Origin of the sequence: Chryseobacterium paridis (assembly GCF_016595215.1) — a bacterium.
Lineage (GTDB): Bacteria > Bacteroidota > Bacteroidia > Flavobacteriales > Weeksellaceae > Chryseobacterium > Chryseobacterium paridis.
In genome coordinates, this window is the sequence record NZ_JAENHK010000010.1 from 2,378,978 (window position 1) to 2,393,913 (window position 14,936).

General features: G+C 35.0%; 13 protein-coding genes and 8 tRNA genes. 1 reads left to right on the forward strand and 20 read right to left on the reverse strand.

Annotated elements, in window-relative coordinates:
• Positions 1-2 precede the first annotated feature (2 nt).
• The 20 genes from secE to rpsU form a co-directional block, all read right to left on the reverse strand.
• Complete coding sequence (gene secE, locus JHL15_RS20190; protein WP_200248780.1) at positions 3-209, reverse strand: preprotein translocase subunit SecE; 207 nt, start codon at positions 207-209, stop codon at positions 3-5.
• Positions 210-221: 12 nt separating this feature from the next.
• Positions 222-292: transfer RNA gene (locus tag JHL15_RS20195), tRNA-Trp, on the reverse strand.
• A gap of 53 nt (positions 293-345) precedes the next feature.
• Positions 346-1,557 (reverse strand): elongation factor Tu, encoded by a 1,212-nt coding sequence (gene tuf, locus JHL15_RS20200; RefSeq protein WP_200248784.1) that lies wholly within the window; start codon positions 1,555-1,557, stop codon positions 346-348.
• Between the two features lie 399 nt (positions 1,558-1,956).
• The gene (locus tag JHL15_RS20205) at positions 1,957-3,045 is read right to left on the reverse strand and encodes an HTTM domain-containing protein (protein ID WP_200248787.1); all 1,089 of its coding nucleotides are present in this window, start codon (positions 3,043-3,045) and stop codon (positions 1,957-1,959) included.
• Positions 3,046-3,054: 9 nt separating this feature from the next.
• Positions 3,055-3,615, reverse strand: a complete 561-nt coding sequence (locus JHL15_RS20210) for a hypothetical protein (protein ID WP_200248789.1) — start codon at positions 3,613-3,615, stop codon at positions 3,055-3,057.
• 194 nt (positions 3,616-3,809) lie between these two features.
• Positions 3,810-6,908, reverse strand: a complete 3,099-nt coding sequence (locus JHL15_RS20215) for an efflux RND transporter permease subunit (RefSeq protein ID WP_200248791.1) — start codon at positions 6,906-6,908, stop codon at positions 3,810-3,812.
• 47 nt (positions 6,909-6,955) lie between these two features.
• Complete coding sequence (locus JHL15_RS20220) at positions 6,956-8,038, reverse strand: efflux RND transporter periplasmic adaptor subunit (protein ID WP_200248793.1); 1,083 nt, start codon at positions 8,036-8,038, stop codon at positions 6,956-6,958.
• Positions 8,039-8,042: 4 nt separating this feature from the next.
• Positions 8,043-9,284 (reverse strand): TolC family protein, encoded by a 1,242-nt coding sequence (locus tag JHL15_RS20225; protein WP_200248794.1) that lies wholly within the window; start codon positions 9,282-9,284, stop codon positions 8,043-8,045.
• Between the two features lie 71 nt (positions 9,285-9,355).
• Entirely contained in the window at positions 9,356-10,723 is a 1,368-nt protein-coding gene (locus JHL15_RS20230) for an ATP-binding protein (protein WP_200248795.1), read from the reverse strand.
• Positions 10,724-11,404, reverse strand: a complete 681-nt coding sequence (locus JHL15_RS20235) for a response regulator transcription factor (protein WP_200248797.1) — start codon at positions 11,402-11,404, stop codon at positions 10,724-10,726.
• A gap of 155 nt (positions 11,405-11,559) precedes the next feature.
• A tRNA-Thr gene (locus JHL15_RS20240) sits at positions 11,560-11,631 on the reverse strand.
• Between the two features lie 41 nt (positions 11,632-11,672).
• A tRNA-Gly gene (locus JHL15_RS20245) sits at positions 11,673-11,745 on the reverse strand.
• Between the two features lie 87 nt (positions 11,746-11,832).
• Positions 11,833-11,913 (reverse strand) — tRNA-Tyr (locus tag JHL15_RS20250).
• 19 nt (positions 11,914-11,932) lie between these two features.
• Positions 11,933-12,006 (reverse strand) — tRNA-Thr (locus tag JHL15_RS20255).
• A 91-nt stretch (positions 12,007-12,097) separates the two neighbouring features.
• Positions 12,098-12,170, reverse strand: a tRNA-Gly gene (locus JHL15_RS20260).
• A gap of 87 nt (positions 12,171-12,257) precedes the next feature.
• Positions 12,258-12,338 (reverse strand) — tRNA-Tyr (locus tag JHL15_RS20265).
• A 16-nt stretch (positions 12,339-12,354) separates the two neighbouring features.
• Positions 12,355-12,428, reverse strand: a tRNA-Thr gene (locus tag JHL15_RS20270).
• A 108-nt stretch (positions 12,429-12,536) separates the two neighbouring features.
• Positions 12,537-12,827 (reverse strand): HPF/RaiA family ribosome-associated protein, encoded by a 291-nt coding sequence (locus JHL15_RS20275; protein WP_200248799.1) that lies wholly within the window; start codon positions 12,825-12,827, stop codon positions 12,537-12,539.
• On the reverse strand, positions 12,824-13,711 hold the full coding sequence (locus JHL15_RS20280) for a tyrosine-type recombinase/integrase (RefSeq protein WP_200248801.1): 888 nt from the start codon (positions 13,709-13,711) through the stop codon (positions 12,824-12,826). Before JHL15_RS20280 ends, JHL15_RS20275 begins: the two co-directional genes overlap by 4 nt.
• An 86-nt stretch (positions 13,712-13,797) precedes the next feature.
• On the reverse strand, positions 13,798-13,995 hold the full coding sequence (gene rpsU / locus JHL15_RS20285) for a 30S ribosomal protein S21 (protein ID WP_034693154.1): 198 nt from the start codon (positions 13,993-13,995) through the stop codon (positions 13,798-13,800).
• Positions 13,996-14,156: 161 nt separating this feature from the next.
• On the opposite strand from rpsU, the gene JHL15_RS20290 reads away from it, so the two are divergent.
• On the forward strand, positions 14,157-14,912 hold the full coding sequence (locus JHL15_RS20290) for a hypothetical protein (protein ID WP_200248803.1): 756 nt from the start codon (positions 14,157-14,159) through the stop codon (positions 14,910-14,912).
• Positions 14,913-14,936 lie beyond the last annotated feature (24 nt).

The window sequence follows — 14,936 nt, forward strand, 5'->3', positions numbered from 1 at the left end:
TTTTAGTTGAACACGTTAATTAGCATTCCTATTATGTTGCTTATTGCTTTTGAAAACAATTCGTCAACTCCAAAGGTAAATAATGCCAGAATAACTGTTGCAACTGTTACTACTATTGTAGATGATTGCAGATCAGCCCATTTTGGCCATTCAACTTTATGTCTGAATTCGTTATAAGAACCTTTTAAAAAATCGATAAATGAACTCATAATTATTATTTGCACGGGCACAAGGATTCGAACCCTGATCAACGGTTTTGGAGACCGGTATCCTACCATTGGACGATGCCCGTAGATAAAAGCTTCCGAGAGGTTCCTTTCGGAAGCTTTATTTATTTTAAGATGATTAGTCTAAGATTTCAGTAACCTGACCAGAACCTACTGTTCTACCTCCTTCTCTGATCGCAAATCTAAGACCTACGTTAAGAGCGATTGGTTGTAGTAATTCTACAGTGATCTCTAAGTTATCACCAGGCATTACCATTTCTACACCTTCTGGTAAGAAGATCTCACCTGTAACGTCAGTAGTTCTTACGTAGAACTGAGGACGGTATTTGTTGTGGAATGGAGTGTGACGTCCACCTTCTTCTTTAGAAAGGATATAAACAGATGCTTTGAATTTTTTGTGTGGCTTCACAGAGTCTTTCTTAGCGATAACCATACCTCTCTTGATGTCAGTTTTTTCAATACCTCTCAACAATAGACCTACGTTATCTCCAGCTTCACCTCTGTCAAGGATTTTTCTGAACATCTCAACTCCTGTAATTGTAGAAGTTAATTTTTCGTCACCCATACCTACGATATCAACTGGATCACCAGTGTTGATAACACCAGCTTCGATTCTACCAGTTGCTACAGTACCTCTACCTGTAATAGAGAATACGTCTTCGATAGGCATCAAGAATGGCTTATCCATATCTCTTGTTGGTTGCTCGATCCAAGTATCAACAGCATTCATCAATTCTTCTACGCTTTTGAACCACTTATCTTCTGTGTTAACAGGAGTTGAAGTAGCAGCAGTAAGTGCACCTAATGCAGAACCTTGAATTACTGGAGAGTTATCTCCGTCGAAATCGTAAGAAGATAATAAGTCTCTAAGCTCCATTTCAACAAGCTCTAATAACTCAGCATCATCTACCATGTCAACTTTGTTCATGAAAACAACAATTCTAGGTACGTTTACCTGACGGCAAAGTAGGATATGTTCTCTAGTTTGAGGCATTGGCCCATCAGTTGCAGCACATACTACGATCGCTCCATCCATCTGAGCAGCACCAGTTACCATGTTCTTAACATAGTCGGCGTGACCTGGACAGTCAACGTGAGCATAGTGTCTATTTTCAGTTTCGTACTCAATGTGAGCAGTATTAATAGTGATCCCTCTTTCTTTTTCTTCTGGAGCAGAGTCAATCGCAGAGAAGTCTTTTTTCTCAGCAAGACCTTTGCTAGCTAATACAGCAGAAATAGCAGCTGTAAGTGTAGTTTTACCATGGTCAACGTGACCAATAGTACCAATGTTCAAGTGTGGTTTGTTACGATTAAACGTTTCCTTTGCCATGATTTAAATTATTTATTTATTGTTTATTCAAATTTTCGGTGTGCAAATATAATGAATTTTTAAATACTAAAATCTTTTTTCTCAAAAATTTTAATATTCAAATCCAAAGAATTACAAACCTTATATACTTCGATGTATTGAAGTGCAAATTTACACAAATTTCTTGATTGAGAAAATCCTTACAGCCGTTTTCTCAAAAATCCAAACTATCTCATTAATTCTGAATATTATAGCAAATTGAAAATAATTAATTCCCCAATAAAATTGTAAAAAATCTATGGTAAATATCTCTTTTGAGACACTCCAAAAAAAGTATTTAAATTTATTTTTACAATACAAAACCTGAAAACAATTATTTTTCAGGTTTTGATTAATTTATTTCAATGAAATAATATCCGGTTATGAAGTGTATTTTCTAAATGATCTTATAAAAAGATAAGTTCCAAAAAGAAAAGCTCCTCCTAAAACAAATAAAGGAAAAGCATATAGAGATTCAAACAATTCAAAGAATTTACTTATCAGATAGTTTATGGTGTTGATATCAAAAATAATAAGAAGCAGGAGATATAAAATAACAAAAACAATACCCACGATTTTATATTTGGGTTGAAATATCGTTTGTAATGTATGTTTAAATTTCGCTTTGAAGTTTGATGGTATCAAGTCTGTCGGAATAAATAAAGCATAGAATCCAATAGAAAAAGTAAATGATATATTAAACATCAATAGCACATTTAAATGGAAGAACAGAGTAATCCATATCATAAATCTGAAAAATTTAGGTTTTAAAAATGCTACTAAAAAAATGGATTCAAAAAACACGGTACAATAATCCAGCATCTCCCAGAAAAACTGAGAATTAATCTTATCGTAGAAATCAGACATCAAATCATGCCACCCTACTCCATATCTGTATTGATAAAAGAATACCTGGGTACTTTGCATATCCGTATTAAGCCACCCTCCTAAAATTTTAGCAAGACCTGCCGTAAAAATTCCAAACCCCAGAAGCATACTCAATAAAAACATAGGCCATGATTTGGATAGCACATCTGTTTCTCTCTTTAGTTCAGGAAAAAAGCTATAAGTCGTATTCCATGGCGAAAAAGCCATAAATATTATAGGAAGTACATAAACAAAACTGTGATCTATTTTTCCAAAAGAAAAGGCATAATTACTGGTCATAATATACATTATCATATATAAAATAGAAAATACACGGGGTTTCAATCCTATTAAAATCAGCAAAAGACATAGATACATCCCGTAATAACAACCACTAAAAAACCACTCGGGAGGTACTGCATCTGTAAAAGATAAAATACTTATAGGTGGGTGCATGGCGCTATTAGGAATACGAGATACCCAATTTGCATTAGATAGGCCCATCCATAGTAGGTATAAAGAAAAAAATATTCTATAGAAAGCTAAAAACTCATAACTTGGATGATAGCTTGTAAAGATCAGTTTTTTTATTTTTTCAATCATAGTGTTTTCTTAGAACTTGAAATCTATCAATGTGTCTTTTGTTACCCGGTCAGTCAATCGCTTTGTTGTTATATCAAAATCTGTATTCTCATTCGTAACCAAAATTTGAGAAACCTCCTTATTGGGAAAGTTTTCTTTTAGTTTTTTGATAACAAAGGTTTTACTTTCTTCTAAGTTTACTTTCTTAATATTCCTATTTAGAATGGATTTTTTAAGTAAATACAATTTCTTTTTATAGGAAGGTAAAGAATTGACACGTTGGTTAAGGATGGGATACTCTTTGGGAAAAAGAAGATTTTTAATCAGCGTAATTTGTATGGTTCTTGGGATTTTCTCTCCTAAATAATCATTCTTAGCGAGAATTGTATCGCTTCCATCTTTAAAATAAACCTGAGCGGTAGTCTTGGTAAAAGCAATATATCTTTCTTCTTTAATGGGCAGCGAAGCAAATCCGGGAAAATTGAATGATGGATAGGTTTCTTCTAAACTAATTTTAAAAAACAATTGCAAGGGTAGTATTATACAAAGACATGCAAATAGGAGAAGTACACTGTTCTTATAGCGTTTCATATTGGGATTTTCATTGTGTTTTAAGCCTGGGAAAGGATTACTTTGTTTGCAAATATAATTTATTTTTCAAATTCATGATCATTAAAAGAGAGTTCAACATTTGAAGCGCCCATAGAAATAATACTATTTATTGATCAAAGCCTGGAAATTGATTGATTTCCAGGCTTTGATTCTTATTAATGAAAGGGCACACATTACATAGGTTCTGATTTTCTAGTTCTATTAAAAATCCAGAAAATAATAGGGAAAATAAGCAATGTAAGGACTGTTGCCGTTATTAATCCTCCAATAATTACGATTGCCAATGGCTTTTGTGATTCAGAGCCGATACCCGTGGATAAGGCAGCTGGTAAAAGTCCTATGGAAGCCATTAATGCTGTCATGATTACGGGTCTTGTTCGTGATTTCACACCGGTTAGTATGGCATCGTCCAGTTTCAATCCATTTTTAATATTCTGATGGAACTCTGTGATCAGAATTACCCCATTCTGGATACAGATTCCCAAAAGTGCAATCATTCCAACCCCCGCCGATATCCCGAAATTCATTCTTGTTACATGGAGGGCAATAATTCCACCGATCAATGCAAATGGTACATTAGCCAATACTAAAAGTGAATCTTTCATATTTCCAAAAAGGATAAATAATAAAAAGAAAATCATCAAAATACTTACTGGAACAACTTGTGCCAATCGATGTGATGCTCTTTGCTGGTTCTCAAACTGACCTGTCCATCCAATAGAATATCCATCAGGAAGTTCGATTTTAGCAACTTTTTTCTGCGCATCAGCGATTGTACTTCCCAAATCACGATCCCTGATAGAAAACTTCACACCAATGTATCTTTTAATGTCATCCCTATAGATAAAGGCAGCACCATTATCTTTTACAATATTACTTATTTCCTTTAATGGTATTTTCGTACCATCTTGAGTAGGAACCATCAGGGAGGCAATATCATTTTCATCTTTTCTGTACTCCTGAGAATACCGTAACCTTATTGGAAATTTGCGTTCTCCATCAAACATTTCAGATGCTGTCTTACCTCCAAAAGCCATCTCCAGAACTGCCTGTGCATCTGCTGGCATTACCCCATAAGCAGCCATTTTATCCCGATCAAGGACTACACTTACTTCTGGCTGACCAATATTTTTGATAATTCCGGGATCTTTAACTCCATCTACATTTTTGATTTCTTTTAAAACTTCTTCAGCTAAACGATCCAAAGTCTGAAGATTATCTCCGTAAATTTTAATCCCATTTTCGGCCTTGAAACCCGCTACAGCTTCTGCAACGTTATCGGAAATTGGTTGTGAATAATTAAATGTAATTCCCTGGTAATTTCTCAGTTTATCATCAATCTCTTTGATCAATTCATCATAAGAAATCTTTCGTTTCCAGTCATCCCGTGGTTTTAGATTAACGGCAAACTGAACAAATCCGAAGCCGTTAGGGTCTGTTCCATCATTACTTCTTCCTGTTTGCGCAAGGACATCAGTAACTTCAGAAAAACTCATAATATCTTTCTTTAAAAGATCTGCTGTTTTTAAGGATTCCTTCAAAGAGGAACTCATAGGCATTTCAGCAGTGATCCATAAGGATCCTTCGTTGAGCTGTGGTAAAAATTCGGTTCCTAAGAACTTTCCGGAAAATAATGTAACTGCCAGAAAAGAAATTGCGACAATTAAACTTATTTTCTTGTGTCTAAAAGTGTAGTTGAATCCTTTCAATACAACCCTATCCCAAAAATTAACAAATGGATTGTTCTTTTCTCTTACATTTTTATTTAAAAGAATGTGAGAAAGAACAGGAACCAGTGTCAAGGTAAATATCAACGCTCCCATTAAAGCAAACCCGAGAGTAAAGGCCAAAGGTGAAAACATTTTACCTTCCACTTTCTGAAATGAGAAAATAGGAATTAAAGAGGTAATAATAATCAATTTTGAAAAGAATATAGCCTTTCCTAAGCCGGTCCCGGTTTGTTTTATCCATCCACCTTTCGCAAGCTTATTGAATTTTTCCATTCCATATTTTTTCGCCTTATGGTCAAGCATTACAAAAATGCCTTCCACCATGACGACGGCTCCATCAATGATAATACCGAAATCGACAGCACCAAGCGAAAGTAAATTGGCACTCATTCCCGATAGTTTAAGACATAGAAATGCAAATAATAATGACAATGGAATAATGATGGAGACAATTAACGTCGTTCTCCAGTCTGCCATGAAAATCAATACCATTACAGTAACGAGAACTATTCCTTCGAGTAAATTATGCATAACCGTCTCCGTGGTGAAATCCATCAGGTTATCACGATCATAGAAGGTTACCATCTTTACATCCTTAGGAAGAATCTTTTCGTTAAGTTCCTTAATTTTAGCTTTTACGCCTACAAGGACCTCCCGCGGATTCTCACCTTTCCTCATTACGACTATTCCTTCTACCGTATCCTCATGATTATTTAATCCGGCCTGTCCAACTCTTGGCATTGAACTTTCGTGAACATTAGCAACATTCTTAACGAGTACTGGATTTCCACTGTCATTTTCAATGGTAATATTTCCAATATCCCCAATCGATTTTACCAGACCTATTCCCCGCACTACATAAGCTTGCCCATTTTTCTCGATTACATCTCCACCTACATTTAAATTACTTTTTGTAACGGCATCATATACCTGAAGGGGAGTCAGATTATATTTATCCAGAGCTCTTGGATCAATGCTCAATTCAAAAACTTTATCCTGTCCTCCAAAAACATTGATATCTGCTACACCAGGCACTCCCCGAAGTGCTCTATCTACAACCCAGTTCTGTAAGGTTAGTAGCTCCCTGGAATCCTTTGTTTTGCTCTCTAACGTATATCTGAAAATTTCTCCGGTAGGTCCGTAAGGTGGTTGTACTTCTGGGTCTACATCATCAGGAAGGCTTACAGTTCTTAATTGGTTATTGACCTGATTTCTGGCAAAAGTATCATCCACCCCATCATCGAACAGAATTTTCACAATCGAAAGACCAAACATCGTGGTACTTCTTACACTTGTTTTTTTCTGAACCGGACTCATTGCTAATTCTATAGGTGTAGTAACGAAGCGCTCTACTTCTTCTGCGCTTCGCCCATTCCATTGTGTAATGATTACAATCTGGGTGTTGGTAACATCAGGGAAAGCTTCAATAGGCATATTTTTGAAACTGATAAAACCTGAAATTGCCAGAATTGCCACCCAAATAAAAGTGAACGCTTTATTTTTAAGTGAAAAAGCAATTATATTTTTAATGAATTTATTCATAATAGTTTAAGTTGATGACTTAAAAAAGTCGTTTAAAGGACCTCGGGTTAGTTATTTAAAGAACGATAAATCAATAACTGATTATTCGTAATTACTTGTTCACCCTCAGATAAGCCTTCAGAAACATACGTAACGTCTCCTACCTGTTTAAGAACTTTTACTTCTTTAACTTTTAGATCTGCCCTGGATTTATAAATCACAACAAAACTTCTGTTGTCGTCAAAAATTACAGCTTTGGATGGAACAGTAAGTGCTGTATCATTTTCCGAACTTGAAATTTTTATTGTTGCTTTGCTATCAGGAATTAATAATCCGTTTGCATTATCCAAAACTACCCTTGCCTGCATGGCATTGGTTTGTGGATCAATAATTTTAAAGATCTTATCAATTTTTCCATAAAAGATCTTATCCGGATAAGAAAGTGTAGAGACCTCTGCCTTCATTCCAAGGTTTATTTTATCAATATCAGATTCGTTAACGTTCATAATTGCCCAGACATTAGTTGTATTGGCCACATCAAAAATATTATCACTTCTATCAGCTCTCAACTGCATGTCTTTATTAATATTCTTTTGAACAATATATCCGCTGATAGGCGCCACAACACTATATATATTCCCTTTTTTCACATTATATACTGTACTCACCGCATTTGCTCTCTGCATTTGGTCTTGTGCTTTCTGTAATTGACTTTTAGCTTCCAGAACATCCCTTTCTGTATTTAGTTTTCCTTCATACATTTCTTTTGCAACACGTACATTATTTTGAGCCACTACCAGGTCTGTTTTAGCATCACTTACATCTTTTTGCACTTCAGCAAGCTCGGTACTCCTAATGGTTGCCAAAACCTGCCCCTTTGTAACATGATCTCCCAATTCAACATTTACACTCAAAACATTTCCTCCTACTAAGGGATACACATCTATATAACTATTTTTATCTGCAGATATCTTCCCATAAAAATTGTAATCATCTACGATATATTTCTTTTCAACTTTTGCTAAAGAAATCGACTTGAACATTGTATTGCTCAGTTCAAATCCTTTAGGTTGAGATACTTTCTTTTCCTCTTTTTTAGAGCAAGCTGATAGCGAAATGACTCCCAATGCAACAATAATATACTTTTTCATTTTTTTAATAGAAGATTTTAGTTTGTACTAATTGATTAAGTTGTTCAGCCGATTGGATGATATCGTTTTTCATATCATAGATTTGAAGGGCCGTCTGTCTGTAGCTTTCCATGAAGTCTGTAAATTCAATAAGACTTACGTTACCACTTCTGAAGTTTTTCAGCATTCCATTGTACACCAGATCCAGATTATTAAGATCTGTGGATTTTATTTCTGCTAACTGCTCATATTGGCTTTTCCAGGTTCTGTATGAAGACTGAACTTTGGTTTCCAGATCGAGTTTTTGATAGTCTGCATTTTTCTGATTTTGCTGTATCGCATAATTAGCTTTTTCAACATTCCCCTGATTACTTTTCCACAAAGGCAAAGGAATACCTACCATTAAATTAACTTCATTTTTAAATGTCCCTCCATTCTGGTCCCATCCGGCTCCTACATTAAGATCCGGAACATTTAAAGATTTCTGCCATTGAGCAAATAACTTACTATTATCAATCAGCTTTACATTATAGAGATAGTCCGCATTATTTTCCAATGCTTTTCTCTTCAGCTCTCCTTCATCCCCAAGAGGTTGAGTATCCAGGACATCTTTAGCTTCAGATTCAGATAACCGGGGTTCTATATCGTCTGTAACTCCTGTTAAAACCTTTAAAGTCTGTTCAACCGCTAGAATATTCTTATTGATTTCTACCTTATCGTTGTTTAGCTGGATAACGATACTCTGTAATCTCACTTCATCTTTAAGAGAGACATTTCCTTTTGCAGACTGTACCTTGTAAGCACTGAGAAGTTCTTTCATGTATCCCAGCTGCTTATTGGTATTTTCCAGTTTTAATTTTTGGAAATAAAGATTGTAGTATGTGGTGTGTAATTGTGTTTTAAGATCAACTAAAAGTTGAGAAAATTGAAGTTGAGCCAGTTCTTTATTGGATTTTGCAAAAGCAATCTCATTTTTCTTTTTTCCACCCATGTAAATGAGTTGAGTCACTTGTGCTCCTTTTGCATGCCCCATATCAAACACTTTTTTCCCTTCAGGATTATATGCATTGATCTGCCCACTAAGTTGTGGAAGATCCCAGATCTTAGCCTGTAAAATATCAGCATCTGCCATGTTGATATTGTACTGCTGGGCGAGCAACTGAAGGTTGTTCGTCTGGAAAGCATTTTCGCAATCCAGAAGTGACATTTGCTGTTGTGCTGTCATGAATGAGGAAATGACAACGAACAGTCCTGCAATTTTGTTCATTCTTTCAATTTTATGAAAACAAAAGTGCTAAGACACGATTAAAACGAACTTAAATGAGCCTTAAAAAAATATTAAATTTTACTAAAAACAACACTGAATTTATTCACATTTTCTAATGGTGAAGAATAAATGATATCAGCGCCATGATATTCTAAAATTCTTTTTACAATACGAAGCCCCAATCCGGAGCCCGAAATATGCTGAGAGTTATTTCCTCTCATAAAGGCGTCAAATAGTTTTGACTGTTCATCCTCCGAAATTGTATTTCCTTTAGAAATAACATCCACCATCAGTTCTGAAGTAGTCTCCGTAATAAGAACATCTACTTCAGTATTATCCGAATATACCGCTGCATTTTTGAACAGGTTTATAAACACGATATCTAGCAATGATTGTATTCCTTTTATGGTTAATAGTGCTTGCTCCGAAGTTTCTTCAGAGATTAAAAAATCCATTTTCAGATCCGGATAACTTTTTTCTACTGTTTCAAAGGAACTGAATATAACTTCATCGATTCTTACTTCTTCATACAAAGTCTGAATGTTCTCTTTGTCAAACTTAGTCAGAAGCAATAAAGAATTGGTCAGATCAGATAACTGATAAACATCTTTCTGAATCTGCTTTAATGAAGATAGGGTCTCAGGAGAATGCTGCTCAAATTTGATCAGATTCTCCAACTGGAACGCCATCCTGGTGATAGGCGTTCGTATTTCATGCGAAGCGCTCGCTGTGAAGTCTTTTTGAGATTGAAAAACATCATTTAATCTCACAATCATTGTGTTAAATGATTGCGCCAAAATGCTTATTTCATCCTGTGACGGCTGTACAGGGATCTGCGTTGTTAATTTATGTGCAGTAACTTCAGAAATTTCCTTATTCAGGTCTTCCAGCGGACGAAGAAACTGTCCCATAAAATAATAACTGAAAAGCCCGATAAGAAGGGTACTCATCACATATGCGGTAACAAGCAGATATTTAAGATAAGATAGTTTGGATTTTCCGTTGCTATCGTAGGCACTTGTAAGAATATAGTAGTTCTCTCCTTTTATGTTTTTAAGTGCTGCATATATTTCAGGAATTGTCTTTTCAGTATAGATCGTTTTCCTTTGATCCAGTTCTTTCAATAAAGCGGCGTCCCAGGTAACATTACGGTCTTTTATAGTACTGTAGATTAATTCTTTTTCAGCATTAAAAATCAAGATCTTTTCATTAAGAAGAATATTATCTGAATTTTCATTAAAGAAAACCGGAGCTTCTTCTTCAAAGTCTTTGGACTCTGAAATAAAATGAGAGGTAAACTCAAGCCTTTGTCTGAATCTTTCTTTAAACTCGTCTCTCCTGAAATCATTAAAAGACATATAAATAATCATCATCACAATACCGAAAAGTAATGAGAAGGCAATACTTAAGTTTAAAGCAATCTTCCTTTTTAATGACATTTATAGTGGGCTTAAATAATATCCAAATCCCGATCGGGTATGAATAAGTTTAACTTTAAAATCTTTATCAATTTTCTTCCTTAAAAAATTGATATATACTTCTACTGTATTCGTATTCGTATTAAAATTATGTTCCCATACATGTTCTGTAATTTGTTGTTTAGATACAGTCCTTCCCTGAGCCTCAGCGAGATAGGCCAATAACTGGAATTCTTTCAATGTAAGGGTAATTTCATTTCCTGCCCGGAACACTTTCTGTTCCGTTTTATTGATGATCAAATCATCAATTCTAATAATTTCCTGATCAGAAGTATCTGCAGGCATTTTTCTTCTTAACAGAGAGTTTACACGCAATAGCAATTCTTCGAATTGAAAAGGTTTAACCAGATAATCATCTGCTAATCTTGTAAAAGCATCTTTTTTATCAGAGAGATCTCCGTAAGCTGAAATAATGATGATAGGTGTATTTTTATCAAAAGAACGAATGGTCTGGCAGACATCTAATCCATTTATCTTGGGAACATTAATATCCAGTAAATATAAATCATAAGAATTATTTTTTATCTGACGAAGAAACGTCTCACCATCATAAATTTTATCGCAAGTAAAATGGTTTGATTCCAAAAACTTGCAAAGCTCGGCAGAGAGGATAAGATCGTCTTCTAATAAAAGTATATTCATCAAAAATTATTTATACGAATTTAACGAAATTTTTATGATTTTTAATTAAAATAATTCAATGTATATGGAAATGCAAAGAAAGAAAAAGGAAAACTTATTTCCGACATCATGATTATAAATAAAAAATCCCGAAATCAATTCGGGATCAAAGCCAGAGCCAACTACGGGACTTGAACCCGTGACCTCTTCCTTACCAAGGAAGCACTCTACCGCTGAGCTAAGTCGGCATTAAGCAAAAAAATCACACTTTAAAGCGTGATTTTCTTTGAGCGGAAGACGGGGGTCGAACCCGCGACATTCAGCTTGGAAGGCTGACGCTCTACCAACTGAGCTACTTCCGCAATTTTGTTTCCAAAACTATTGGTAAACGCTGTGCAAATCTATAAAAAAGCTTTTAAATCTGCAACTTTTTTTTCTAATATAAAATGTGGGAAGAGCAGGATTCGAACCTGCGAAGCCGAAGCAACTGAGTTACAGTCAGTCCCATTTAGCCACTCTGGAATCTTCCCTCATGTTTATATTAAATTGAGCCTCCAGAGGGATTCGAACCCACGACCCCGAGATTACAAATCACGTGCTCTGGCCAACTGAGCTATGGAGGCAATTTAAAATGATCTGAAGCTATCGGAAGGCAATCTATCTTAAGCTGTATCAGGTTTAAAAAAAATCACCCCTAATGGTGTGATTTTACTGAGCGGAAGACGGGGGTCGAACCCGCGACATTCAGCTTGGAAGGCTGACGCTCTACCAACTGAGCTACTTCCGCAATTTTGTTTCCAAAATTATTGGTAAACGCCCTGCAAATCTACAAAAACACTTTTAAACTTGCAAGTTTTATTTTCAATATAAACAGTGGGAAGAGCAGGATTCGAACCTGCGAAGCCGAAGCAACTGAGTTACAGTCAGTCCCATTTAGCCACTCTGGAATCTTCCCTAGTTTATATTAAATGAGCCTCCAGAGGGATTCGAACCCACGACCCCGAGATTACAAATCACGTGCTCTGGCCAACTGAGCTATGGAGGCATTAATTAAAAAGAATTCAAAAGATCACTGTTCCCTTTTTGCGAGTGCAAATATAGGACGGATTTTTTGAATTCTCAAATTTTTACTTAACTTTTTTCAAAGTTTTTTCTATGCTGTTTCTTTTTTCTTGATTAATAGCTTCTTAGCAGTATCAACACATAGATCCAAACTCTCTTCAAAACTTACAGCTGTCTTTTTTACAACAATATCGTCACCTGGAACCGCTAGTATTATCTCGGTAGTTTTGTTCAATTTGTCCGAATTATTTTCAACCTTCAGGAAGATTTTACACTCGTGAATTTTGTCATAAAACGTTTCAAGTTTGCTTACTTTTTTTTCGATGTGTGATTCCAATGGTTCGTGCGGAGTTAAACCAATTGATTGTACTGTGATCTTCATAATTCTTCTTTTTTAGATGCTCGAGGATGAGCCTGATTAAACACTTTTTTCAATTGTTCAATATTAGCATTCGTATATACTTGAGTACTAGCAAGACTGGAATGGCCTAATATCTTTTTCACTTTAGAGATCTCTGCCCCATTATCCAAAACGTGTGTAGCAAAGCTATGTCTCAGAATGTGAGGACTTCTTTTTTGCTTAGAAGTTATAAGACTAAGGTACTTATTTACGAGTACATAAACAAACTTTTCCGTTAGTTTTTTACCTTTCTTATTAACGAAAAAATAGGATTGATGTTCTTCAACAGGTTTTCTTAATTCCAAATAACTCCTAAGTAAAATGGATAAGTCATCAGATATGGGAACATATCTTTCTTTATTCCCCTTACCTATAATTTTCAACTCATTTCCACCTAGATTTACATTCTCAAATATCAAGCCACAAAGCTCAGCCTTACGAATACCTGTCTGATATAAAACCTCAATAATACAGTGGTCTAAAACATCATGCCCTTGCTCAAAAAAAGCATTATCAAGCACTTGCATTTCCTCTTGGGAAATTGGAGTCTGTTTTTCGGCATAAAATTTAAGAGAAGAAATACTTTCTGTGGGTGAAACTTTTATTTCACCGATCTTTAAAAGAAAAAGATAAAAGCTACGAAGTGAGGAAAGTTTTCTATTGATACTCCTTTTGGAAATATTGTTTTCGCTTAATTCGACGATAAAATTCCGGATAACCTTTTTATCAGCTTTAGAAATATCTTCGGAAGATTCTGTTTTGAGAAAGAAATAAGAAAAATCTTCAAGATCTTTTTTATAACTTGTTATAGTATGAGGTGAATACCTCTTTTCGAACTCTAAATATTCCAAAAATTTATTCAGCATCACATCTGGTGTAAATATAAAAAATTCACTCCTCAAATATAAGTATATTTAAGAAGTGAATTTAATATTTGTTTAAGAAAAATTTCTTAAGCTTGTTCTTCTTTGCTTAACGCTCTTTGTTTGTAAGCCGCTTTTAATCTAGCTTGTCTCAAAGTTACAGAAGGCTTAATAAACTGTTGTCTCGATCTTAATTGACGAACTGTTCCAGTTTTATCAAATTTTCTTTTATATTTTTTTAGCGCTCTATCGATGGATTCACCATCTTTTACAGGAATTATTAACATATATTACATCTCATTTTGGATTGCAAAAATAAATATTTTTTTCTTAATACGCAAAAGATATTTCTTTTTAATTTAAAAATAACACTTGTTTTGAATAACATACATTTTTCATACATTTGGGATATATTATTTCATATACATTAATTTAAATACCAAAACACATGAAAAATTATCTTTTTCTAAGCGCTTTAGCTTCAGTTCTTACATTTTCTTTTTCTATCAGCGCACGTGCGCAGGTTGGCATTAATACTACTTCTCCAAATTCAAATTCAGTGTTAGATGTTACGTCTACCAGCAAAGGATTTCTTCCACCAAGAATAGCTCTAACTTCTACCTCCTCTCCTTCTCCAATGTCTGCTCATGTAGAAGGCATGATTGTTTACAATACAAGTAAGATCAATGATGTAAGCCCTGGATTATATCTCAATGATGGAACAGAATGGGGACAACTTAACGTTGTTTCAGAAACTGAGGGCACCATATTGACTAAAATAAAATACAGAGGAAGGAATCTCGATACAAACGGTTACAATAAGCCAACTCTTAAAATACCTTCCATGAATCTGGAATTCAGATTTGCCACTACATCCGGATCCACGCGCCTCGAAGTACGATTACTCTCTGCACCTACTGGTGATGTAACGTATTACGCGAACGAATTATGGTTTGGAAATAGTACAGGAGGAGGAAAACAATCTGTCACCTTCACTTCTGCAAACTGGAATACCTGGTCTCAAGCACTTTCAAACGGTACATGGAATAATTCATGGGGCTATCAATACCAGATTTCCACCAAAGATGGCGTTATTCCTGGAAGCAATGATATGTTAGCGGGAAACTTCTATGGTTTTAATAATTATGCGAATGGCGCTGGAGTAGATAATGAAATGTACGTCCTTGCATTTGAGCAATATTAAATTCTAAATTTTATATATTTATTT